Below are 23,424 nucleotides of genomic sequence, written 5' to 3'. Positions count from 1 at the left end.
TCGGTAACCGGCCACCGGCGGAGCATGCTCGGCCACCGGCCACCGATCCTCGGGCCCTGATCGGGCCGGCCGCACCGCCGCCGTCGAGCCGGTTGCGTCACGCGGCGGGCCGTCCCGTGGGGAACCGTTCCCAGACCCCGCCCCTGAGCCGGACCGGCGCGGTCGCGGCCGCGACCGCGACCGCGGGGCACGGTCCGTCGGCGCCGGCTCGTCGCCGCGGCCCGCGAGGACGGGGATCGGACTGCGAGGGACGGGGCGGGGTAGTCGGGCCGGGTGCGTGACGAGCTGCCCACCTACACCTCGCTGGACCAGCTGGTCCAGCTCGTCGAACGTGGCGATCCGGTCTACGTCCGCTGGTCCCGGGGCCCGTACGCGGACCGTCTGCTCAGCTCCGGGAGCAGGGACGAGCTCACCGGGACGGAGCTTCCCGGGCTGTCCGCGAACCCGTTGTGGCCGGAACCCTGGTGGGGAGACCGGCCGACGGCGCTGTGGGTGGCGCGACGGTTGTACGACTACAGCCATCTGCGCCAGGACAAGGGCCCGGGCATCAGCCCATGGGTGCTGGTGGGCGACGAGGCAGGGCGCGGGCCCGACAACGAACCCCTCGTGCGGCGCATTCGCCCCGTCGCGTGGATCGCGGGCAGCGTGATCACCGACGCCGAGGCCGAGGTCGCCCGTCAGCAGGGGCGCTGGGGACCCATGCGAAGGCCGTCCGCCTTCTCCGAGGGAGCCTCCCCGCCGCGGACGGCGCCGGGGAACACCCTGAGCGGCACAGCGCCGCCCGGTGCCGCGCCCGGAACATCGGAACGAGAGCGGCAAGGGGACAGCCGAGGGAACAGCCGAGGGAACAGCCGAGGGAACAGCCGAGGGAACAGCCGAGGGGACAGCCGAGGGACCGAGGGGCGCGCCGGTGAAGGACCGTGAGTGCAGTGAGCTGCCAGGGCCCGACGAGCGGGAGGTTCTCACCGCCAGGCTGACCCGGCAGGCACGGGAGCTGCGGGCCGAGATCGCGGCTTGCGAGGCTTCCGGGTCGCACCTTCACGTCGACTGTGAGCTGGACGTCGCGGACGCCGCCGCCACGAGGGGCTCCGAGGACCGGCTCCAAACGCAGGTGGAGCGGGCGCGGCAACAACTCGTGCGCGCGGAACGCGCACTCGCGCGCCTGGCGGATGGTTCTTTCGGCGTGTGCGCGCACTGCTCACACCCTGTGGGAAGAGAGCGTCTTGCGGCGATCCCGACGGCAGAACTCTGTGTCGCCTGCAAGTCCGTCAGCGAGGAGGGCGGCCGGCCGGAGGGGTGACCACCGGGTTCACCGGGTCCTCGGATCCTCGGGTCCTCGCCCGTGAGTGGGGACCCCGGGACTCTCCCGGACGGGCGTGGACGTGCTCGCGCGGCGTGCTCTCCCGCGGGCGCCGGCGTCCGGACCGCAGCGGGGGACCGGACCGGCGGGGCACGCCGGTGCCGCGCCGCTCGGGGGCCGGGGTGCCCGCCGCGCGTTGTCACGCCGGATAGCTACCGCACGTGTGCGGCCGCCCGGCGGCACTCGGCGCAGGTTGCCCCACCCACCGTGGTGCCGGTATCACCGGGGCGCCGTTTCCGCTGCTCAGCGCACTCCGGGCTGCCAGGACGCCGGGGGTGAGCTGTTTGGGGCGGGGCGTTCGAGAAACACGGTCGCCGTGTGGTTGCCGAGACCGCCAGGGGTGTACGCCCCGCAGGGCGATTCCGAACTGTTGCTGGAAGCGCTCCAGCATGCTCCCGTCCCGCCGGGGGCGCGCATGCTGGACGTGTGCACGGGCACCGGCGTGGTGGCCTTCGGTGGCGTCCGGCTCGGTGCGTCCGAGGTGCACGCCGTGGACCTTTCGCTCCGCGCGACGCTGACCGCCCGGTGGAACGCCCGGATCCGTCGGCTTCCCCTCACCGTCCACCGCGGTGACTTCCTCGAGCGGACCGAGGGGCGTTTCGACGTGGTGACGGCCAATCCGCCCTACGTCCCCACCGCCTCCACGGCACCGCCCGGTAAACGCAAGGACCGTGCCTGGGACGCCGGTGACGACGGCCGGGACTGCATCGACCGCCTGTGCCGCGCTGCGCCCGGCCTGCTGGCCGAGGGCGGTGTGCTGCTGATGGTTCATTCGGACATCTGCGACACCGGACGGACGGTCGGACTGCTCCATGAAGCCGGGCTGAAGGCGTCCGTCGTCTCCCGCAGATGCCAGCCGTTCGGTCCGGTCCTGCGCCGGCGTGCGCCGTGGCTGGAGCACCGGGGGCTGACAGCTCCCGGTCAGCGAGAAGAGGAACTGGTGGTCATACGTGCCGATCTCGTCTCACCCGGAGCCTGATCCCGTGCATGCACCGGCACCTCATCCGGCAGATCGTCCGGAACCTCGTCCCGGGCCCGGACCCGAGTCCGAACCGGGGCCCGGACCCCAGTCCGAACCCGGACCCGAGTCCGAGCCCGCTCCCCGCAGCGGGCAGAAGCCGCGGCGCGTGGTGATCGACCAGGGCGGTCCGGTCCTGGTCGAGGGGCCCGTCGAGGTGGACCTCGGCCAGGGCCGGACGGCTGTCTCGGACCGTTTCCTCGTGGCGCTGTGCGCCTGCCGGCGCAGCCGCAACTACCCCTGGTGCGACACCAGTCACCGCCGCCGCCCCCACCAGCGGCAGGGCGCCGCACGCGACGGCGACGCCGGCGGGGAGCGCGACCGTTCCACCCCCGGTCGGCCCGCGAACCCGTCGCCGTCCGCGAAGACCCTTCCCGCGCCGGGTGCTCTCACGATCGGTGTGGAGGAGGAGTTCCTCATCGTCGACGAGGTGACCGGCCGCTCGGTGCCCGCCGGCGCCGAAGTCATCGCCGAAGCGGGCAACGGGCCCGCACTGCCGGACGGCGCGCGGATCAAGCCCGAACTGCTCGCCGGCCAGGTCGAGTTGACGTCCGGCGTCTGCGAGGGCCTTCCCGCGTTGGCGGAACAGCTGAGCGCGGGCAGACGGCTCCTGGCCGACGCTGCGCGCCGTACCGGCCGAAGGCTCGTCTCCGCAGGGACTCCCGTGCACGAGAGCGACCGGGCGACCCTCACGACCGGAGAGCGCTACGAGCAGATCGGGCGCCTGTACGGCGGACTTCTCAACGACTACGAGGCGTGCGGGTGCCATGTGCACGTGGGCGTCCCCGACGAGGAGACGGCCGTGGCGGTGGTCAACCACCTGCGCCCATGGCTTCCGTCCCTGCTCGCCCTGTCGGCCAACTCCCCGTTCCACGCCGGGCGGGACACCGGCTACGCGAGCTGGCGCATGGTGCTTCAGTCGCGCTTTCCCGGCTCGGGCGTGCCGCCGTACTTCCCGTCCGCGGCGGCCTGCCGCAAGCAGGTCGAGCAGCTCGTCGAGTGCGGCACCCTCGCCGACGGAAGGCAGAGCTTCTGGCTGGCCCGCCCCTCGCCCGCCTTTCCGACGGTGGAGTTCCGCGTCGCGGACGCCGCCACCACCGTGGACGAGGCCGCCCTGCAGGCCGCGCTCTCGCGCGCGCTGGTGCACACCGCGCTGACGGACCTGGCCCGGGGGAGGACGGCGGTGAACGTGCCGGACCAGGTCGCGGCGGCAGCCGTCTGGTCGGCGGCCCGCCACGGACTCGACGGCCCCGGTGTCCATCCGCAGCGGGAACGCAGGATGCCGGCGCTCGCTCTCGTCGACGAGCTCCTGGGCCACGTGACCCCGGCCCTGGAGGAGCGCGGCGACCTGCCGTACGTACGGCATCAGTTGCGCCTCCTGGCGAACCAGGGAACCGGAGCACAGCGGCAGCGGGCCCACGCCGCCACGGCCGAAGGCACGGACGCCGTCCTCGGACATCTCGCCGGGCAGACCGTACGGCCGCCCGAAGCCGTCCGGTCGCACCGCGCACAGACCCGGTCGCCGGACACTTCCGCGACGACCCGGAGGACTTCATGACCGCATGCGCCGTCCCCGAGCCCGCCCGACTGCACGTGCCCGCCCGACTGCACGGGCCCGCAGCCCTGCCCGGGCCGCGGGGCCCGCTCTCCGCGGCCGTACTCGATGCGCTGCGCCGCACACCCGGCTCCGCGCACCCCGAGGAGTGGCCGGCGGTCGCCGGGGTGGGCCCCTACAGCGAAGATCTGCACCTCGCCCTGCACCTCTGCTACGAGCTGCACTACCGAGGACTGCGCGGCGTCGCGACCGCATGGGAGTGGGACCCCGAACTGCTGCGGCTGCGCGCCCGGTTGGAGCAGGAGTTCATGGACGGGCTGCGCACGGACGCCGCCGGAGGGGACGACGTCCCGCGCGAGCTCGACGATCTGCTGGTCGAACCCGTGGGCGGGACCGGAACCTCGCGCCGCCTCGCCGAGCGCGGTGAGTGGTGGCAGATGCGGGAGTACTTCGTCCACCGGTCCGTCTACCACCACAAGGAAGCCGACCCCCACGCCCTGGTGATCCCCCGGCTGCACGGACGGGCCAAGGCCTCGCTGGTCGCCGTCGAGTACGACGAGTTCGGCGCCGGGCGTGCGGAGCAGGTGCACGCCCAGCTCTTCGTCGATCTCCTCAGGGCCGCAGGACTCGAACCGGGCTATCTGCACCACCTCGACGACGTTCCGGCGCCGGCGATCGCGATCGTCAACATGATGTCGATGTTCGGTCTGCACCGCGGGCTGCGGGGCGCCCTCGTCGGCCACTTCGCAGCGGCGGAGACCACCACGGCGCCGAGTTCGCGGCGCATGGTCCAGGCCCTGGAGAGGATGCGGGCCGACCCCGCCTGCGTCCACTTCTACAGCGAGCACATAGAGGCCGACGCGGTACACGAGCAGGTGATGCGCCGGGACGTGATCGGCGGTCTCCTCGACGACGAGCCCGAACTCGCGCCGGACGTCGTCCTGGGCATCCAGGCCACCGGCCTCCTCGAGGACCGGCTGGCCCGTCACCTCGACACCGCCTGGGACCGGAACACCACCTCGCTGCTGCGCCCCTTGGACGGGTGAACGACGTGAGGGAGGCCCCTGTCCGCCGAGGACACATGTGGGCGGGGCCTCCCGGCTGGACGGACCCGCCCCGGGAACCGTCCGGACCGGCCCCGGAACCTCAGCGTGCGTACCGCTCGCTCCCGGCCGCCTCCACGACGCGCGCTCCCGGCCCGACCGTGACATGCGATCCGCGGGGGCAGTGCAGCAGCCGGCGGCCGAACCCCCGCCTGTCGGCCTCTCGGAGGAACGAGGAGAGCGGCGACTTCATCACGGTGTAGTCGTCGTAGTGCACGGGCATGGCCAGAGCGGGGTCGAGCAGGTCGAGCAGTTCGCCGCCCTGCCGTCCGTCCATGGTGACGACGAAGCCGCCGGGCAGCTGCGTACCGCCGAGATGGACGACGGCGAGGTGGATGTCGGGGTAGCGCTCGCTGATCTCGCGCAGTCCGTCGAAGGGGAGGGTGTCCCCCGACACGTAGACGCGCAAGCCGATCTCCCCGTCGGGGGAGCCGAATTCGAGGATGCTTCCCATGACGGGCGGAAGCAGCCGCCGCAGCGCAGCACTTCCCGCGTGGATGCCGGGCACCGCGGTGATGCGGACCAGCGCCCCGTCCTTGAGCAGGTCGTGGCCCTGCCACTGGTCCAGGCCGACCGCACGGTGGAAGCCGTGCAGCCCCTGGAGGCGTCGTGAGGCGTGGGGAGTGGTGACGACGGGGACGCCGCGGTCCAGGCGCCGCCTCGCCACCCGGTCCCAGTGGTCGCCGTGCAGGTGGGAGAGGACGACGGCATCCGGACGGGCCGGGATGCCGCCGGCCGGGGCGACCGGTTCCTTCACGCGCCGTGAGACCAGCCCGTACCCGAGGTGGGCGAACTGCCCGCGGTGCAGGAAGTTCGGGTCGGTCAGCAGGGTGAAGGGTCCGTAGCGCAGCAGCAGGGTCGCGTTGCCCACGAAGTGGATCTCCGCCGCGCCGTGCGGCACGGGCACTGTCATGACACCCTCCTTCGTCCGGCCCGCGGACGCCGGCCCGGACCGCTCCTGGCCGGTGGACTGCCTCCACGACTCGGCGCCGCAGGAGAGCCTCCGGGTACCACGGGAGACCGGCATCAGGCGTGCGCGGGGCCCCGGGCCCGCGCAATCGCGGGACGGATTTCGCGGGCCCGGCCCACGGCGTTCCTCATGGGCCGGGCCCGGACCACGCCGTTCCCCGTGGGCCGGTCAGCGGTCCTGCCGGCCGAGCGCGGCCGGGCCCGTACCCATCAGGCCCTCGGCCGGCGACGAGAGCGCGTCCCTGGCCCGGTCCAGCAGCGAGGCGAACGGGCCGACGGTCCACTGGGCGACGGGAGAACCCGCCGCTGCCGGGTGCGGGTGCGTCGGGGCGGCCTTCTCCGCCGTCAGCAGCCTCCTGCCCATGCTCCGCAACTGCTCGGCCGAACACCGGGCGCGGAGGGGCGGGAACTCCTCGTGCTCCTCGCGATCGGCGTGTTCGCCGACGGACTTCTCCAACTCGCCCAGCTTCGACTCGAACTGAGGGCCCGCGATGTCCACCCGCTCCAGCTCGGCCAGAACCCTGTTCGCTTCCGCCTCCTCCTCGTTGCGGGCGTCCGCCTCCTTCTCGCCGGCCTCCATCTCGGCGACCGGGCGCAGGATCATCTCCTCGGCCGTCTCGTGGACGGCCAGCAGCGCCCGCAGCTCGTCGAACTTCGCCTTCTTCGCCTCGCCCTGCGCCCTGTGCACCTCGGTGAACAGGTCCCGGATCCGGGCATGCTGGCTCAGCAGAATCCCGATGATGTCGTCCTCCGGAAGCAGCGCCGCTTCCGCGCGTTCCTGGGCCGCGTCGCTCACGAGTACCCCCTTGGTTCGTCCTGTTGGCCTGTTGGCCTGTTTCGGGACCGCACAACACCCGTCCTCGACAGGCCGGTTGAGAACCTTCGAGTGACTCACCCGACTCAGCGGAAACCGATCGCGCGCGGCGGACCGCGATCTGGCCGAATCCCCGCCCCGCACCGCCGGTTCCAGCCCTTGGAGGCAGTCGCGGAACCGGTCGTCGCCGTAGCACTCGTGGAGTGCCCGTCCAGGACCGTGCAGGACGAGGCAAGGGCCCAACACCCGCCCGACCAGGGGGAGATGTTCCGGCAACGCGAATTCGAATCGCTGACGTTTGCCGGTGACGGACCCGGGCACACGGCGGCCAGCAGTGCTTCGGCAAGAAGGCACATCCGCGGGAGCGGGACTCTGTCCCGTCCCGGACCGTGAAGCGGTCCGGCCCGCTCGTGTCCTTCTCCCGCGGTGTCCGCTCGGACGCAGTACACCGGAGGGAAGAGGACACAAGGACGATGTCACCTGTAGAGATGCGCACTCGGCGAGCCCGTCACCCCCACCATGACGCTCCTGACACCACCGCGGACTTCAGCCGCATCGTGGCGCTCCCCGAAGGGCCGGAGAAGGTAAGGCTCAAGCAGCAGGTGGTCGAGGCATGGATGCCGATGGCGGAGCGGCTCGCGCAGCGGTTCCGCAACCGCGGTGAGACACTGGAGGACTTGCAACAGGTCGCCTCGCTGGGTCTGGTCAAGGCCGTCGACCGCTACGACCCCGCTCGCGGGTGCGCCTTCGAGAGCTTCGCGATCCCCACCATCGTCGGCGAACTCAAGCGTCACTTCCGTGATCACACGTGGGGGCTGCATGTGCCGCGCCGGGTACAGGAGTTGCGCAACCGCGTCCGTACGAGCCGCCGCGAGCTGAGCCTGGAGATGGGCGACCGCAGCCCCACCGTCGCGCAGATCGCCGAGCACGCCCGCATGTCCGAGGAGGACGTACTGGTCGGGCTGGAGGCGCTGGAGAGCTACTCCACCCTTTCCCTGGACGCCGAACTGCCGGGCTCCGACGACGGATACACCCTCGCCGACGCCCTCGGCCGCGCCGAGCCCGGCTTCGACCGCGTCGTCTTCCGTGAGGCGGTCAAGCCACGGCTGAAGCGGCTGCCCGAACGGGAGCGCCGCATCCTGTACATGCGCTTCTTCTGCGACATGACGCAGACGAAGATCGCCGACCAGCTCGGCGTCTCACAGATGCACGTCTCCCGGCTGCTCAGCCGCACCTGCCGCCGGCTCCGTGAGGAGGTCGACGCCGACCTCGAACCCCGGCGCGAACGGGAACTCGCCGCAGCCTGACTCCCTGCGGGGAACCGCGGGACGGAAGGGTGCCCATCAACCGGGCGCCCACGCAGAAGGGCCGGACCCCAACCGGGATCCGGCCCTTCTGACCTGCGGTAGCGGTGGGATTTGAACCCACGGAGGGTTGCCCCTCACTCGCTTTCGAGGCGAGCTCCTTCGGCCGCTCGGACACGCTACCGAGACGCACTCTAGCCCAATGGTGGCCGTGTGCCGAAATCCGTTCGGGACAGGAGCGCGGGGGGTCGATGCCGACTTCCGTGCCGACTTCCGTGCTGAGATCCGTGCTGAGATCCGTGCCGAGATCGGTACCGAGAGCCTTGCCGTCCGGGTCGCCGGGCAGCGGGCCCTCAACAGGGGCCGGGGGAGCCGCGGAAGAAGTCCTTGAGCAGTGCCGCGCATTCGTCGGCCAGCACGCCGTGGATCACCTCCGGCCGGTGATTGAGCCGGCGATCGCGTACGACGTCCCACAGTGAGCCGGCCGCGCCGGCCTTGGGGTCCACCGCGCCGTAGACGACTCGCTCCAGGCGCGAGAGCACGGCCGCGCCCGCGCACATCGTGCACGGCTCCAGCGTGACGAGGAGGGTGCAGCCCTCCAGCCGCCATTCGCCGTGCAGGGTGGCCGCCGCGGCGCGGATCGCGACGATCTCCGCGTGGGCCGTGGGGTCGCCCCAGGCCTCGCGTGCGTTGTGACCGCTTCCGATCACGTCGCCGCCGGGGCCGAGTACGACCGCTCCCACCGGTACGTCGCCGCTCTCCCGTGCCCGTTCGGCCTCGTCGAGGGCGCGGCGCATCGGCTCCCGCCAGCGGTCGCGGACGGGGTCGGGCACGGAAGAGGGGTCGGTCATGCAGCCAGTTTCCTACCGCCCCGCGAGGCCGGGGCTACCGCACTGCCTCCAGTACGTCGGTGCAGCCCAGCACGTCCGCGATCTCGCTCAGTGCGTCCTCGGGAGCGAGGGAGAGCAGGGCCTTGTCCTCCATTCCGAGGTCGGCGAGCAGGCCGGTGTCGCCCAGCGGACCGATGGGGGTCCCTTCCGACGCCTCCGGGTCGCTCTCGTCGCCGTCGGCCGTGTCCTTGGTCTCCGGTTCACCGTCCTCGGTGCCGTCCAGGTCCACGAGCTGGTCCAGCGCGTCGGGGTTTTCCGGCTCGCGGCCGAGGAGCTCGTCCGAGAGGAGGATCTCGCCGTACGAGCTGCGCATGGCAGCGGCCGCGTTGGAGACGAAGACGCGCGGGTCGTCCTCGCCCTCGATTCTTACGACTCCGAACCATGCACCTTCCTGCTCGATGCAGACCAGCACAGGCTCGTCGTCGGTTGCGGCCTCCCGGGCCAGGTCGGCCAGGTCGGCCAGGGTCTCCACATCGTCGAGCTCCGTGTCGCTCGCTTCCCACCCGTCTTCGGTGCGCGCGAGCAGTGCGGCGAAATACACCGTGACTCTCCCACTGGTTTCTGAGGTGCCCGATGGCTGCTGACGAGGACTTCGCCCCGCCCCAATCGGCATCGTGGCAGAAACCGCGGCTGTGCGAAGGGTCTTCGACAGTGCGTCGTGCGGGTGTTTGCGCAGATCTCTTGTGCGGACCGTGTGATGAGAACCCTGCGTGACCGATTCCGGACCAGGTGTTGCGATTTGGTCGCGTCTGTACCCGTGGGGTTTCACGGTCTGCACATCATCGCTCTACCAACGGAACGTGCGCATCCGCATTGCCTGGCGCATGCGTGCGGTGCGGCTGCGGCGCGGCTGCACGCGGTCGCGCAGCTCTTTCGCCTCGTTCCGTTCGCGCAGGAAGCGGGCCCGGCGGCGCAGCCGCTCCGCGTCCGGCTCCTTGGCCGGCGGATCCTCGGCGGCGTCGCTGCCGCGGGACTTGGCCGTGTTGCGGACCACGCTCACCCTCCGGGCGCGGGCGTTCCCGGGGTCACCGGTCGGGCGGGAGTTGCTGGTACCACCTGGATTCTGCGAGTCGGACATCTGTACACCTCCGGCATACCTGACCACTTTCCCCCGTCGCACGGGGGTACGCCAGTGCGAGCCGTACTCATGCCTCCGCTAGTGTCGGGCGCATGCGGATCCACGCCGTCGACCACCCGCTGGTGGCACACAAGCTCTCCACGCTGCGCGACGAGCGCACCGACTCACCGACGTTCCGGCGCCTCGCCGACGAGTTGGTCACGCTCCTCGCGTACGAGGCGACGAGGGACGTGCGCACCGAGACGGTCGACCTCACCACCCCCGTCACCGCCACCACCGGTGTGCGCCTGTCGCACCCGCGGCCCCTCGTCGTGCCGATCCTTCGGGCCGGTCTGGGGATGCTCGACGGCATGGTGCGGCTGCTGCCGACCGCCGAGGTCGGCTTCCTCGGCATGATCCGCGACGAGGAGACCCTTCAGGCGTCCACCTACGCCAACCGGATGCCGGACGACCTCTCGGGACGGCAGGTGTACGTGCTCGACCCGATGCTGGCGACCGGCGGGACGCTCGTCGCCGCGATAGACGAGCTGATCCGGCGCGGCGCCGACGACGTGACGGCGATCTGCCTGCTGGCCGCGCCCGAGGGCGTCCGTCTCATGGAGCGCGAGCTGTCGGGGACTCCCGTGACCGTCGTGACGGCCTCGATCGACGAACGTCTCAACGAGAACGGCTACATCGTTCCGGGACTCGGCGACGCGGGTGACCGGATGTACGGAACCGCCGGCTGACGCTGCCGGGACCTGCGCGCAAGGCTCGGGGCGGCTTCGGTTCCCCGGCCGGGCGTCGGCCGGAGGCCCGGCCTCCCGGCTCGGCTCTGCGTCCGGACGCTTCACCTCCCGCCGCCGGCCGGCCGCCGAGGCGACGGCTCCGCCGACGGGCCGCCGGTGCGACGGCCGCGGCGTCAGTCCTTGCAGTGGCTGCGGGAAGGCGACGGCTTCGGGTCGTACAGAGCCGTCAGCGCGGCATCGGCTTCCTTCTCCTTGACGAGCTTTTCGTACTTCTTGCCGATGATGAAGTCGACGGCTTCGCCCTTGCGGTCGTCGAACCGGGTGTCGGGGTCCTCCTTGAACTGGGTGCCCAGCACCTTCAGACGGGCGTCGCCGTCCTCCCCCTGGGCCCCCATCAGGATTCCGGTGTTCTCGACCTTCTTGTCGAACTCGGCCGGCGCGTTCTTCACCTCGCCGATCTTGAAGCCGCGCTTCTTCAGTTCGTCGGCGATGGACTTGGCGAGACCGCTGCGGTCCGTGGCGTTGAGTACGTTGACCTCGATCGAGCCGGGCTGGGGGAGTTCGGCCTTCTTGCCGTCGATCTCGGGGCTCTGCCCGTCCGCCTTCGTTTCGGGGGCGCAGTTCGCGCCTTCCTTGCCCTTGCCGCTGCTGCCTGCGGCGTTCGCGGAGGCGCCGCCCGAGAAGATGTCGATGAGTTGAAGCGTTCCCCACCCGCCGAGTGAGAGGACGCAGACGGAGGTGAGTGAGGCGAGCACGATCCTGCGACGGTTTCGGGGGCGGCGCATCCGGGGGTAGCGATTTCCCGTGATGCGGTACTTTCCGCCCATGCCGGGGGGAGTCAGCATGCTCATGGGCGCAGAGTAGTGCGGGACGAAGGCGATGCCTACTAGATGATCAATGGTTGTGACGTGATGGCCCTGAAAGGGCTAGCGACGGGGGTGCGCGTTTCAGTCAAGTTCCAACACGCGGGCGTGGAGCACTTGTCGCTGTTGCAGGGCGGCGCGGACCGCGCGGTGCAGCCCGTCCTCCAGGTAGAGATCGCCGTTCCACTTCACGACGTGCGCGAAGAGATCCCCGTAGAACGTCGAATCCTCCGCCAGCAGGGTCTCGAGGTCGAGTTGCCCCTTCGTGGTGACGAGCTGGTCGAGGCGCACCGGTCGTGGGGCGACGTCCGCCCACTGGCGGGTGCTTTCCCGGCCGTGGTCGGGGTACGGCCGCCCGTTTCCGATTCGCTTGAAGATCACACGGAAAGCCTACCGGCCCATCCGCTCCGGGCGCAGCTTCCTCTGGTTCTTACAGGTGCACGTGGCGGGGCCGTGGGCTGCGCCGGTACGGGGTGACGCGAGGCCTGCCGGGGGCGGGAACGGGCGGCGGCGCCGGAGCAGTGCGGGGCGCACGCGCCCGGTGCCCGCGCCGCGCGAAGGGTTACGAGGTATCGCACGGGCGGGCACGGGGCGGCGGAGGCCGCGAAGTGCACGGGCGCGCCGGGGAAGGGCCCCGGTGCGCCCGTGCTTCTGTGTCAGCTCCGTCAGGGCAGGTCGCCGACGTCCCGTGAGTAGTGGCCGACGGCGTTGGCGATCACCTTGATGTTCAGGTCGAAGGCCTTCTTGTCGATGTTGTCGAGGTCGTCGCACTTCTGGTGGTAGCAGCCGTCGTACGCGGCGCCGGCCTCGCCGCCCCACAGTTCCTGCTCCTCCGCGGACTTGATGCCCTCGGCACCGGTCTTCGAGCCGCCCGCCGCGATGCCCGCCTCGATGAAGGGGCCGTAGTCGGAGCGGCCGTCGAAGTCGGCGCCCCTTGCCTCCTCGCCCCGCGACTCGATGAAGTCGACGATGTCGCTCTCCAGTTGGCCGGAGCCCTCAGGGCCGGGGCCGCTGCCCTCGCCGTCGGAGTCGTCGCCGTCGTAGACGAACAGGCCGTAGTTCGGAGAGGCGATCATGTCGAAGTTCAGGTAGAGGGCGATCTTGTCGCGTTCGGCGTCGGAGAGTTCGGAGACGTAGTGCTCGGCGCCCTGGAGGCCGACCTCCTCAGCCGTCCACAGCGCGAACCGCACCTTGTTGCCTTCGTGGCCGTGACCGCCTCCGGTCCTGGTTCCCCCGGCGGCGGCGAACTGGAGGGCGGTCTCCAGGATCCCGGCCGAGCCCGAGGCGTTGTCGTTGATGCCGGGACCCTCGCTCACCGAGTCGAGGTGCGCGCCGAACATCGCCACGTGGTTCTCGTCGCCGCCCGGGGTCTCCGCGATGACGTTGGGGGTGCTGCGCTTCTCCTGGAACTCACGCAGTTCGACGTTCGCCGTGACCTCGCCCGAGCCGGCCTCGGCGGCGAGCGCCTCGCCGTCCTCCTTGCTGATGCCGCCGGTCGGGATGACGCCTTCGGCCGGGTCTCCGAGGGTGCCGTTCAGTTCGCCGTCGGTGTTGTTGTAGATGACCGCCGCGACCGCGCCCGCTCCGGCGGCCGCCTTCTGCTTCTCCGCGAAGGTGCAGCCGCCGCGCTGGATCAGTGCGATCCTGCCGTCGAAGTCGCCGGAGGCGTAGTCGTCCGCCGTGCAGCCCGAGCTCCCGTCCTCGTCCTCGGGGGCCGGGACCACGGCGGCCTCCGTGCCGCCCTCGGGGGTGCTCTTGGTGTACGTCATCAGCTTGACCGGCACGTCGCGCTCGTCGGGCGAGGTGACCGTCATCTTCTCCGCGAGGGTCTCGCGGTAGATGAAGTCCAGGCTCTGGTAGGTGACTTCGTAGCCGGCGGCCTTGAGCAGCGTGCCGGCGTACTTCGCGGAGAGTTCATGCCCCTTCGAACCGGCGGCGCGGTGTCCGTCGCTGTGGCGTGCGATGGCCTGGAGGGCCTTGAGGTGCTTCATTGCGCCCTTGGCGCCCGTCCGGCGGACGAGCTTCTTCGCCAGGCGGTCGCCCTCCTTGGACGCGGCGGCCTTCGCGGCGGCGGACCCGTCGGCGGCGAAGGCGGCCGCGTCCGCCGCGGACGGGTCCGCCGCCGCGGGTGAGGCGGCGGCGGTCAGCAGCAGCGGCGTGGCCAGGGCGGTGGCGGCCAGTGCGGCGAGGGAGCGGCGTCCGAGTCGTCGGCCCGGCCCGGAGAGGGGTCTCGCGGGCGAACCGGCTGTTCGAGGCGGTACGTGCACAGTCGGGGTCCTTCCGGTGCGTACGGCGGCAGGCGGCACACCCCGGCCCGAGGCGTCCGGTCCGATGTGCGCCATGTCCGGGTTGCGGACGTGTCGTACCGAAAGCTAGCGGGCGCGGCGCCAACAGGGAACGCATGTGCGGCACTTGGCCCTGATCCGCTGCGTCGCCCGTAGGGCCGGACGGACGCGCCCCGCGCTCCTGCTCCGGGCCGCAGCACCGGCAGCGGGACGCGTCCCGCACGCGTCCCGCACGCGTCCCGCAGACGGCCGTGCGGCCCTGGTCCTCCGGGCAGCGTCCCGGCGTCCCGGCGTCCCGGCCTCCCGGCGTCCCGGCGCCCCCGCTGACGGACGAGGCCCGTGGCGCGGTCTGCGCTCCACGGGCCTCGGGTGGTTGTGTCCGTCCGCCGCCGCGTCAGGTTTTCGCGCGCGTGCGGGCGGCCGCAGCCGCGTCCTCCTTGAAGGCCCACTTCATCTTCGGCTCCATCGCGAAGCGGAAGACCCGCTGGACCGGCGGTGTGCACAGCGCGGTGATCAGCGCGGCCGCGATGCAGGTCACGCCGATCGCGCCCAACGGCGTGTGCACCCAGTCGACTTCGTACCAGTCCCCGAAGCGGGACCCCTTGGCGACGAAGCCGTGGAGCAGGTAGCCGTACAGCGTGCCGGCGCCCAGGGCCGTGAACCACAGGTTGCGGCGCGGGACCCACGCCAGGAAGCACGCGGTGAGCACCATGGAGCAGCCGAAGAGCGCGAAGGTCATGATGACGCCGATCCACCACGGGGCGCCCATCTCCTGGGCGCTGTTGTAGTGGTAGAACCACGCGGCGTTCATGCGCTCGACCGCCCAGTACGCCACGACCAGCGCCACGGCCAGTACGGGCAGCGACAGCAGTCGTGCCCGGCGGCCGCGCACCAGGTCGAAGTGCTCGGGCTTGAGGAAGAGTCCGATGACGAAGAACGGCAGGAACTGCAGCACGCGTTGAAGGTCCATGTCGTCGCCGATGTCGGGCGAGACGGACGCGAGGACGGCGACCGCAAGGGCGAGCGCGACGGGCCAGCGCACCGTCTTCCACAGCGGCGTCGTCAGGCGCCAGATGAACAACGCGCCCAGGAACCAGGTCAGATACCAGGGGTCGAGCAGGCTGATCGGGTACGAGGGGTCGTCGTCCGCCCAGCGCTTGAAGAAGGTGTAGGCGACCTCGAAGAGGACGTACGGCACGGCCACGCCCGTCAACAGCCGCTTGAGCTGGTGCGGTTTGCCCTGGAAGCTGCGTGAGAAGTAACCGGAGATCACCATGAACGCCGGCATGTGGAAGGTGTAGACGAAGATGTAGAGGGCACCCGCGGCACGCGAGCCGTCCCGCAGCGGCTCCCAGGAGTGGCCGAGCGCGACGAGCACGATCGCCAGGTACTTGGCGTTGTCGAAGTACGGGTCGCGCTGCTTCTGCTTCGGCTGTTTCGGCGCGGCCGGTTGGGGAGGCCGGCCGCCTTCCGGCCCGTGCCGTTTCTCGCCGCCCTCCGGACGGGAGGTTACGGCGCCTTCGGCCGGGGGGAGGGGCGTTCGGGCAGCGGTGCCCGGGTGGAGTTCCTGTCTCACGGGACCTCCCTGGGAGGCCGTGCGGGAAAGCGGGCCGGAGCGGTGAGGGGGGAGCGGAGGAGCATCGGCTTCACTGTAATGGTGCTGCCTGAGCTCGCAAATTCGCCCTGCCAGGACGGATTCTGACGCGGCGAAGGTTCTGTCGCGTCAGTTTTCGCGTTGCCGGCCGGATCGTGGAAGGGGCGGACGGGGACGGGCCGGGTGCGTCTCTTCCGGAGTTCGGGGGTTCGTCGCACTCGTGTCAGAGTCATGGAATACGTGTTCCCACGAACGCCGGTTCCGTGCCTCCCCGTTCTGCGCGGCTGCGTCCGTCCGTCCCTTGCTCCCCCGTCCCCGCCGATGCTCTTGCCGCTCGGATACCGCTCGGACGTCCCGGCCCGAAGCACTCCTCGGGGGTTCGCCTCAGGCGGCCACCGCCGGGTCCGCCGGGTTCCCGTCCTCCGGCTCCTGTGCCGCGCCGTCGGTCGCGGCGGGTGCGAGGCCGAGCTCCCTGCGGGCGTCGTCCGTCAGCCGGCGTGCGTGACGCAGTCCGATCGCCTCCAGGGCGCGTCGCAGCTCGTCGAGGTCGGCGGAGGTGAGGGCGGACTCACGGCCGAGCCGTGAGAGCGACTTGACCAGCCCCAGACGCGCCAGCGCCTCGCCCCTCGGCTCGCCGATGGCGAGGAACTCCGACCGCGCCCGCTCGTACATCACGCGGGCCTCGGCGTAACGGCGGGCCCGGTAGAGGACGTTGCCGCGCATCTTGTGGTTGTAGGCGAGCGCGCTCGCGAGGTCCATGGCGCGGCACAGCCCGGCGGCCTCGGAGAGCAGCGCGAGCGCGCGCTCCGTGTCGCCGTCGCGCAGGGAGACGATGTCGGCGACGCCGCGGAGCGCCCATGCGCGGCCGCGCCGGTCGTCCGACGCCTCGGCGATCGCCGCCGCCTCCTCGAACATCGCCAGCGCGGAGTCGTGGGCGCCGGTGTTGCGCCGCATCTGCGCTATGCCCTCCAGCGCCCACACCATGTGGCGGGACTCGCCGCGTTCGCGTGCCTCGGCTAGCAGTTGCTCGTGCAGCGCGTCGACGGCCTCGTAGTCGCCCTGGATGCGGCCGGTCTCCGCCAGGCCGGCGAGAGCGTAGCCGCGGGCGAGCAAGTCGCCGCCGCGCTCGGCCAGTTCGGCGGAGAGGGCGAGCAGTCTGCGGGCGAGCGGCATCGCGCCGCGCTGGCGGGCGAGGGTGCCTCCGCTCCATGCCGCCCAGGCCATCGCGCCCGCGTCACCGGCGCCGCGGGCCGTCCGGTAGCTCGCCTTCCACGCCCGGTCCGCCTCGACCGTGTTGCCGAGCCGCCGGTGCGCCTCGGCGACGGCGAGCCGGCAGCGTGCCGCATCCTGCCGGGTGCCTTCCCGTTCGGCGGTGCGCAACTGCTCGGTCGCGCGGACGAGTACGTCCGCGAGCGAGGAGTTGACCGACAGCGACTCGAGGGTGCCCTGGTACTCGGGCGCGAATGCCTTGCCGTACATGCCCGTCCCTTCCACGGTCCCGTGCGGGGCCTGATCGTGGTCCCTGCTATGCACAGGGTGTATACATCGCGTGCATAGACGCGCTGCGGGGCGGACGGGTTGAGTGGTGCGGAAGTGAATTCCGAAGCGGGGCACGGGTGTTGAGGCGGGAACTGTCGACTGCTCTGGCACTCCCTTCAGCAGCAGTACGTGGGCTCATATGACTGTTTTCCGTCATGGATAGGGCACCGGGGCGTCGGGTAGTGCTGAGCCCGACCGGGGGCGGGGGCGGGGGCGGCCGCGGCGGCGCACGGCAGCCGGGCCTCAGGGGCTTTGGCGTGCCGTTCCGGCAGGGTGCCGTGCCGCCTCGTACAGCCTCGTACGGCGCGGGAGACCACGTGAGAAAGGCCGGGGCGGATCAGTGACAGCAGCGGGCAACCCCTTCGAACTGCCGGACTTCTACATGCCGTATCCGGCGCGGCTCAACCCGCATCTGGACCTCGCACGGAAGCACTCCACCGCGTGGGCACGCGGGATGGGGATGCTGGAGGGCTCCGGCATCTGGGACCTGCGCGACCTCGAAGCCCACGACTACGCGCTGCTGTGCGCCTGCACACATCCCGACGCCCCCGCCGAAGACCTCTGCCTCGTCACCGACTGGTACGTGTGGGTCTTCTTCTTCGACGACCACTTCCTGGAGAAGTTCAAGCGGACCCCCGACCGTGAGGGCGGCAAGCAACACCTCGACAGGCTCGCCCGGTTCATGCCCGCGGACCGCTCCGCCGCGATGCCCGAGCCGGAGAACCCCGTCGAGGCGGGCCTCGCGGACCTGTGGGCCCGTACGGTGCCACGCATGCCGGACGGCTGGCGGGCACGGTTCGCGGAGAGCACGGAGAACCTGCTGCGCGAGTCCCTGTGGGAGCTGTCCAACATCGGCGCGCACCGCGTACCCAACCCCGTCGAGTACATCGAGATGCGGCGCAAGGTCGGCGGCGCGCCCTGGTCCGCCGGGCTCGTCGAGTACGTGACGGGCGCCGAAGTGCCCGCGGCGATCGCCGCGTCACGGCCGATGCGCGTGCTGCGCGACGCCTTCTCCGACGCCGTCCATCTGCGCAACGACCTCTTCTCGTACCAGCGGGAGGTCGAGGACGAGGGGGAGAACAGCAACGGCGTGCTCGTGCTCGAGCGCTTCCTCGGGTGCACCACGCAGGAGGCGGCCGACGCCGTCAACGACCTGCTGACCTCGCGGCTCCAGCAGTTCGAGAACACGGCGCTGACCGAACTCGCGCCGCTCTGCGCCGAGTCGGGGCTCGATCCGCAGGCGTGCGCGGGTGTGCTCGCGTACGTCAAGGGGCTTCAGGACTGGCAGTCGGGCGGCCACGAGTGGCACATGCGCTCCAGCCGCTACATGAACGACGCCGGAGCCGGAGCCGGAGCCGGAGCCGGAACGGGTGCGGTGGGCAGCGGCGGTGCGGCGGGCGGCAGTGCCACGGGCGGCAGCACGCTGCTGCCCGGGCCGCCCCGCCCGCTGCCCGAGCCGTGGCTGCGGCCGACCGGGCTGGGCACGCCGGCGTCCGGACCGGGCGCGGCGCCACCGCTGGGCACCTCGGCGGCCGGGCCGCTCACGGCGAGCAGCGTGCGCACCACCCCGCGGGCCGAGTCGGCCCGCGCCCGCAGCTTCACCCACATCCCGTACGAACGGGTGGGGCCCTCCCGACTGCCGGAGTTCTGCATGCCGTTCACGGCACGGCTCAGCCCGCATCTGGAGCGTGCCCGGCACAACGTCGTCGAGTGGGCCCACCGGACGGGCATCCTCCAGCCGCAGCCCGGAGTCCCCTTCTCGCACGTGTGGGATCAGCGCCGGCTGACCGACATCGATCTGCCGCTGTGCGCCGCCGGCATCCACCCCGACGCCTCGCCCGACGAACTCGACCTGAGCTCCGCCTGGTTGGCCTGGGGCACGTACGGCGACGACTACTACCCCGTCGTCTACGGACGCCCCCGTGACCTTGCCGGCGCCAGGGCCGCCACCGAGCGGCTCGCCGCGTTCATGCCGCTCGACGACCCGTGCGCGACGCCGCCGCCGGCCACCGCGCTGGAACGCGCCCTCGCCGACCTGTGGGCCCGTACGGCAGGACCGATGGCCCCGGACGCCCGCCGCACCCTGCGCCGGGCCGTCGAGGACATGACGGGAAGCTGGCTGTGGGAACTGGCCAACCAGGCACAGAACCGCATCCCCGACCCCGTCGACTACATCGAGACGCGCCGCCTGACCTTCGGCTCGGACCTGACGATGAGCCTGTGCCGCCTGGCGCACAGCGAGAGCATCCCGCCGGAGGTGTACCGCAGCGGTCCCATGCGTTCCCTGGAGAACGCCGCGGCCGACTACGCGGCCCTGCTCAACGACGTCTTCTCGTACCAGAAGGAGATCGAGTACGAGGGCGAGATCCACAACGGCATCCTCGTCGTGCAGAACTTCTTCGACTGCGGTTACCCGGAGGCACTCGGCATCGTCCACGATCTGCTGACCTCGCGGATGCGTCAGTTCCAGCACGTGGTGGCCCATGAACTTCCCGTGCTCTGCGACGACTTCGGGCTCGACGACGATGCGCGCCGCACCCTCGCCTCCTACGTGGAGGACCTGGAGAACTGGCTGTCGGGCATCAAGGTCTGGCACGAGGGCTGCCGCCGCTACCGCGAGGAGGACCTCCGGCAGGCCCACGGACCGCTGGGCCGCCCGGGCACCCCGACGGGGCTCGGCACCTCGGCGGCGCGCATCCCCCAGGCGGCAGGCCGCCGCGGGCGCTAGTCGTGTCGCCCGAGGCCCGCCCGGCGGGCCCGGCCACGCTGTCGTACCGGAGCATCCGGGTCCTCGCCGTCACAAGGCCCGGGCCCGGCCCGAGCGTTGTCCCCGTGACCCATGAAGGGCTGCGGCCGGCTCAGATGCGCTGAGAACGAATCTGGCGTGCGTCCGCGACGGTGCCGGGGGCAGGCGCCCGTCCGCCCCCCGTGGCGTGGACGGGCGCCTGCCCCCGGTCCGGGCGTCAGCTGTCGCTCTCGCCGCTGCTGTTCTTCTCGCTCTTGCCGTCGTCCTGAGTGGCACACCAGGCGCGGACCTTCTTCAGGCCCTCCTCGCGATCCTTCAGCCTGACCTTGAGTTCGCGGCGGTCGTCGAGCCGGTCGCCCAGGAAGTCGGCGATGACGCCGTGGCCGGCGGCCTTCGCGTTCTCGATGCGCTTCTCCAGGCGGTCGATGGACCCGCGCGTGCGCAGACCCCCGTCGAGCCGGTTCTGGACGCGGTCGATCCGCTTGTCGATCTTCGGGGCGCGCTTGCACAGGGCCTTCGACCCGTCGCCCTTCGGCGCGTGCTTCGCCAGCCGCTTCTTGGCCTTGTGGTGGCGGTCCTTGTGGTCCTTCGCGCTCTGCGCCTGCGTCTGTGCCTGCGACTGCGAGGTGTCGGCGGACACCGGACTCGCGTCGCTGCCGGCGACGGCCGCGGCGGCGCCGCCCGTCGCGACCAGCGCCGCGACGGTGGACAGGGCGACGACGGTGCTCTTCGTTTTCCTCATGACGGACTCTCCTCCTTGTCGGAACGGCACGAGTGCGGATCGCCCGCGCGGTCCCGGACGTTAGAGGCCGTCTTTGTGAATTCCCTGTGATCCGGGTGCCGTTCCGATCAGCCAGTCGCGCTGCTCCGGAAGGCGCGGTCCGGCAGCGGTCTCCTCGCGAGGTGACAGGGGGATGCGCACCTCGACGCGCGTGCCCTCCCCGCCGTCCGGCCGCTCCCGTATTTCGACCGTCGCCCGGTGCAGCGCCGCCTGCTGCGCGACGAGCGTCAGGCCGAGCCCCGAACCGCCGCTGTCAGCGCCGCGCCGGAAACGCTGGAAGACCGCCGAGCGCTGCTCCTCGGGGATGCCCGGCCCCTCGTCGTCGACGGTGAGGATCGCGACGGGGCCGGCCGGCGAGGCGTACGGCCGCACCGCCACCTCGACCCTGCCCGGCGCTCCGCCGTCCCGGCGCCGGCGCCCGTGCGTCAGCGCGTTGCCGATGAGGTTGTCGAGCAGTGAGCGCAGACCGGGCTCCCACCCGTGCACTGTCAGCCCGGGTTCGGCGGCGGCGAGGCTCACCGGCGCCGTACGGTCACGCCGCCGGGCGTCCGCGACGGCCGCCTCTGCCACCTCGCCCAGGTCCAGCGGCCCGAACGCGTCCGCCTCGACGAGGTCGCCCTGCCCCAGCTCCCGCAGCATCACGAGCAGGCCCAGCAGCCGGGAGTGCTCCCGTCGCAGGTCCTCCAGCAACTCGTCGCGGTCCTGGCCCGCCAGTTCGGGGTGTGCGGAGAGGATCTCCAGATTGGTCTGCATGCTCATCAGGGGAGTGCGCAGTTCGTGCGCGGCCGCCGAGGAGAAGGAGCGGGCCGTGGCCAGGGCCTGTTGCGTGCGTCCTGCTTGCTCGTCGTAGCGCGCCAGCACCGTGCGCAGCGTCTCCGCGAGGTCGTCGACCTCGGTGATGCCCGTCGGGGCGTGTTCGAGGCGCGAGGTGTCGGAGCGCGGGTCCAGTCCGCTGGTGCGCCGTTGCAGCCTGCGCAGCGGCCGGCTGGCGCGGGAGGCCGCGGCCCACGCCAGCAGCGCGGAGACGGGGGCGGCGACGATCGCGACGCCCACCACCCGCCGCCGCACGAGGGCGAGTCGGTCCCTGCCGGTGGTGTCGGGGGAGAACAGCCACAGCGTCCCGTCGACTCCGGCCCGCCTGCCCTGCACCGGCACCGAGAGCACTCGCCAGCTGTCCACCCTGCGCTTGCCCGGCATGCCCTCCGGCGTGCCGCTGCCCCGCTCCCGCACGGTGACGGGACGCGGCGCGGCCTTGGGCAGGCGCGTACGGGCATCGGGCTGCGGACCCCCGGAGAACGTGCTCTGCGGGCCGACGACGCGGATGCCCACGTCCAGCGCGGCCGCGTAGAGCCGCCGTTCCCGGACCTGTGCGGCGCGCGGCTTGTCCGACGCGGTCACGCGCAGCAGCCGCCGGGCGTCCTTCTTCACCACGGCTGCGCGTTCGCGCAGATGTGCGTCCTGTTCGGCGTGCAGGTCGCGCGAGACCAGCGCGAACAGCAGCCAGCCGGAGGCGAGCACGAGCAGCGGCACGGTCAGGCCGACCGCCAGCGCGATGCGTGTGGAGAGCTTCATCTTCACGGGCCTGCCCCTCGCTTCCTGCCCTCTTTCTTGCTTTCCGGCTCCTTGTTCCTTCTTTCCCGGCTCCTGCTTTCCTGCTTCTCCGCGCGTGCTTCCTGCTTCGCTTCGCGGCTTCTCACTTCTCCTCGCGAAGTACGAAGCCGACGCCCCGCACGGTCTGCAGCAGCCGCGGCCGTCCACCGCTCTCGGTCTTGCGGCGCAGATAGCTGACGAAGGTGTCGACGGCGTCCGTGCGCACCTCGAAGTCGTAGCCCCAGACGCGCTCCAGCAGCTGGTCCCTGGTCAGGACGATGCCGGCGTTGCGGGCGAGTACGAGGAGAAGTTCGAACTCCCGTCGGGTCAACGGCAGTTGCTCGCCGTCGCGGTGAGCCTCGCGGGTCGCCGGGTTCAGTACGAGGCTGCCGACGCGCACGGCCTCGGCGGCGCCGGGACCGGCATCCGGCCCGGTTCCGGTTCCGGTTCCGGCTCGGGGTCCGGTTCCGTGACCAATCCCGGGTCCGGCCCCCGCGCTCCCGCCGCCGTCCGCGTGCCCCGCCGGGCCCGTGGCGGGCGCCCGTCTGCGCAGCAGCGCGTCCAGCCGCAGCACCAGCTCCTGGAGCGCGAACGGTTTGACCAGGTAGTCGTCACCACCGGCCTGGAGGCCCGCGATGCGGTCGGCGGTCTCGTCGAGCGCGGAGAGCATCAGCACGGGTACGTCGTCGCCGCCGTCACGCAGTGCCTGGCACACCTGGATTCCGTTCACATCGGGCATCGAGATGTCGAGCACGACGACGTCGGCCGGCCGCGCCCGCATGAGCGCGAGGGCGGTGCGCCCGCCCTCGGCCAGTTCGACGGCGAAGCCGTTCAGCCGCAGGCCGCGGCTCAGGGATCGCCGGATCGCCGCGTCGTCGTCGACGACCAGGACCCGTCCGCGCTCGCCGCCCACCGGACCGGCGGCCCCGCGTGCCCGCCCGTCCGCTCCGGGCACCCCTGACGCTCCGGGCACCCCTGACGCGCCGGAGGCCCGGGCTCCACCGGGTCGTCCCGCCCCGGGTCGTCCCGCCCCGGGTCGTCCCGCCCCGGCTGGTCCCGCACCGACTCGTCCCGCACCGGAGCCCGGGGCCGCGTTCCCGCTCATCGCTCCCCCCTCATCGCTTCCCCTCCGCCTCCCGCCCGCCCGCCTGCCGTGCGCCGCTTCTCAGCGCAGTCTGGCGTGCGCACCTTCCGGCCCGCGAGCCCC

Annotated in this window: 21 protein-coding genes and 1 tRNA gene; 8 read left to right on the top strand and 14 right to left on the bottom strand. The window is 71.9% G+C overall.

All coding sequences use genetic code 11. From position 1 onward, the window contains the following. The first annotated feature begins 273 nt into the window (after window positions 1-273). The 5 genes from EV375_RS17610 (at window position 274) to EV375_RS17590 (ending at window position 4,979) form a co-directional block, all read left to right on the top strand. Entirely contained in the window at window positions 274-924 is a 651-nt protein-coding gene (locus tag EV375_RS17610) for a DUF6098 family protein (protein WP_486588546.1), read from the top strand. Continuing rightward, complete coding sequence (locus EV375_RS17605) at window positions 911-1,300, top strand: TraR/DksA C4-type zinc finger protein (protein ID WP_130300271.1); 390 nt, start codon at window positions 911-913, stop codon at window positions 1,298-1,300. Before EV375_RS17610 ends, EV375_RS17605 begins: the two co-directional genes overlap by 14 nt. Before the next feature lie 400 nt (window positions 1,301-1,700). Further along, a complete protein-coding gene (locus tag EV375_RS17600; protein ID WP_486588545.1) occupies window positions 1,701-2,339 on the top strand; it encodes a class I SAM-dependent methyltransferase in 639 nt (212 codons plus the stop codon). Between the two features lie 148 nt (window positions 2,340-2,487). After that, window positions 2,488-3,936, top strand: a complete 1,449-nt coding sequence (locus tag EV375_RS17595) for a glutamate--cysteine ligase (protein ID WP_165434763.1) — start codon at window positions 2,488-2,490, stop codon at window positions 3,934-3,936. Beyond that, the gene (locus EV375_RS17590) at window positions 3,933-4,979 is read left to right on the top strand and encodes an iron-containing redox enzyme family protein (protein WP_130300268.1); all 1,047 of its coding nucleotides are present in this window, start codon (window positions 3,933-3,935) and stop codon (window positions 4,977-4,979) included. The genes EV375_RS17595 and EV375_RS17590 overlap by 4 nt, the downstream gene beginning before the upstream one ends. A gap of 100 nt (window positions 4,980-5,079) precedes the next feature. Here the strand turns inward: EV375_RS17590 and EV375_RS17585 are convergent, their stop codons facing one another. Both EV375_RS17585 and EV375_RS17580 read right to left on the bottom strand, forming a co-directional pair. Continuing rightward, window positions 5,080-5,949, bottom strand: a complete 870-nt coding sequence (locus tag EV375_RS17585; RefSeq protein ID WP_130300267.1) for an MBL fold metallo-hydrolase — start codon at window positions 5,947-5,949, stop codon at window positions 5,080-5,082. 225 nt (window positions 5,950-6,174) lie between these two features. Continuing rightward, the gene (locus EV375_RS17580; RefSeq protein ID WP_130300266.1) at window positions 6,175-6,801 is read right to left on the bottom strand and encodes a hemerythrin domain-containing protein; all 627 of its coding nucleotides are present in this window, start codon (window positions 6,799-6,801) and stop codon (window positions 6,175-6,177) included. Window positions 6,802-7,307: 506 nt separating this feature from the next. On the opposite strand from EV375_RS17580, the gene EV375_RS17575 reads away from it, so the two are divergent. Then, a complete protein-coding gene (locus tag EV375_RS17575; RefSeq protein WP_130300265.1) occupies window positions 7,308-8,126 on the top strand; it encodes a SigB/SigF/SigG family RNA polymerase sigma factor in 819 nt (272 codons plus the stop codon). Between the two features lie 96 nt (window positions 8,127-8,222). On the opposite strand, the gene EV375_RS17570 is transcribed toward EV375_RS17575, so the two are convergent. From EV375_RS17570 to EV375_RS17555, 4 genes are all read right to left on the bottom strand, one after another. Continuing rightward, window positions 8,223-8,307, bottom strand: a tRNA-Ser gene (locus EV375_RS17570). Window positions 8,308-8,476: 169 nt separating this feature from the next. Further along, entirely contained in the window at window positions 8,477-8,974 is a 498-nt protein-coding gene (gene tadA, locus EV375_RS17565; RefSeq protein ID WP_130300264.1) for a tRNA adenosine(34) deaminase TadA, read from the bottom strand. A 34-nt stretch (window positions 8,975-9,008) separates the two neighbouring features. Next, entirely contained in the window at window positions 9,009-9,554 is a 546-nt protein-coding gene (locus EV375_RS17560; protein ID WP_130300263.1) for a tRNA adenosine deaminase-associated protein, read from the bottom strand. Between the two features lie 246 nt (window positions 9,555-9,800). After that, window positions 9,801-10,091 (bottom strand): hypothetical protein, encoded by a 291-nt coding sequence (locus EV375_RS17555; protein ID WP_486588544.1) that lies wholly within the window; start codon window positions 10,089-10,091, stop codon window positions 9,801-9,803. A gap of 92 nt (window positions 10,092-10,183) precedes the next feature. Between EV375_RS17555 and upp the strand changes: the two genes are divergently transcribed. After that, on the top strand, window positions 10,184-10,819 hold the full coding sequence (upp, locus tag EV375_RS17550) for a uracil phosphoribosyltransferase (protein WP_130300262.1): 636 nt from the start codon (window positions 10,184-10,186) through the stop codon (window positions 10,817-10,819). A 173-nt stretch (window positions 10,820-10,992) separates the two neighbouring features. Here the strand turns inward: upp and EV375_RS17545 are convergent, their stop codons facing one another. From EV375_RS17545 to EV375_RS17525, 5 genes are all read right to left on the bottom strand, one after another. After that, complete coding sequence (locus EV375_RS17545) at window positions 10,993-11,670, bottom strand: LytR C-terminal domain-containing protein (RefSeq protein ID WP_130300261.1); 678 nt, start codon at window positions 11,668-11,670, stop codon at window positions 10,993-10,995. Between the two features lie 96 nt (window positions 11,671-11,766). Then, a complete protein-coding gene (locus EV375_RS17540) occupies window positions 11,767-12,063 on the bottom strand; it encodes a type II toxin-antitoxin system VapB family antitoxin (RefSeq protein ID WP_031508611.1) in 297 nt (98 codons plus the stop codon). 284 nt (window positions 12,064-12,347) lie between these two features. Further along, window positions 12,348-13,949 (bottom strand): M28 family metallopeptidase, encoded by a 1,602-nt coding sequence (locus EV375_RS17535; protein WP_486588543.1) that lies wholly within the window; start codon window positions 13,947-13,949, stop codon window positions 12,348-12,350. A gap of 412 nt (window positions 13,950-14,361) precedes the next feature. After that, complete coding sequence (locus tag EV375_RS17530; protein ID WP_130300259.1) at window positions 14,362-15,543, bottom strand: acyltransferase family protein; 1,182 nt, start codon at window positions 15,541-15,543, stop codon at window positions 14,362-14,364. Between the two features lie 402 nt (window positions 15,544-15,945). Further along, window positions 15,946-17,040: a tetratricopeptide repeat protein gene (locus tag EV375_RS17525; protein WP_130300258.1), complete on the bottom strand. Its 1,095-nt coding sequence runs from the start codon at window positions 17,038-17,040 to the stop codon at window positions 15,946-15,948. 442 nt (window positions 17,041-17,482) lie between these two features. Between EV375_RS17525 and EV375_RS17520 the strand changes: the two genes are divergently transcribed. Further along, window positions 17,483-19,828, top strand: coding sequence for a terpene synthase family protein (locus tag EV375_RS17520; protein WP_130301923.1), 2,346 nt, complete (start codon window positions 17,483-17,485; stop codon window positions 19,826-19,828). A gap of 235 nt (window positions 19,829-20,063) precedes the next feature. Here the strand turns inward: EV375_RS17520 and EV375_RS17515 are convergent, their stop codons facing one another. From EV375_RS17515 to EV375_RS17505, 3 genes are all read right to left on the bottom strand, one after another. Next, the gene (locus EV375_RS17515; protein WP_207228151.1) at window positions 20,064-20,588 is read right to left on the bottom strand and encodes a hypothetical protein; all 525 of its coding nucleotides are present in this window, start codon (window positions 20,586-20,588) and stop codon (window positions 20,064-20,066) included. A 60-nt stretch (window positions 20,589-20,648) separates the two neighbouring features. Continuing rightward, on the bottom strand, window positions 20,649-22,199 hold the full coding sequence (locus EV375_RS17510) for a sensor histidine kinase (RefSeq protein ID WP_130301922.1): 1,551 nt from the start codon (window positions 22,197-22,199) through the stop codon (window positions 20,649-20,651). 121 nt (window positions 22,200-22,320) lie between these two features. After that, the gene (locus EV375_RS17505) at window positions 22,321-23,172 is read right to left on the bottom strand and encodes a response regulator transcription factor (protein ID WP_130300257.1); all 852 of its coding nucleotides are present in this window, start codon (window positions 23,170-23,172) and stop codon (window positions 22,321-22,323) included. Window positions 23,173-23,424: the final 252 nt, after the last annotated feature.

The organism is Streptomyces sp. CNZ301 (assembly GCF_004217425.1).
The sequence above is the reverse complement of the archived record's forward strand: the minus strand, read 5'-3'. Positions and strand labels throughout refer to the sequence as shown.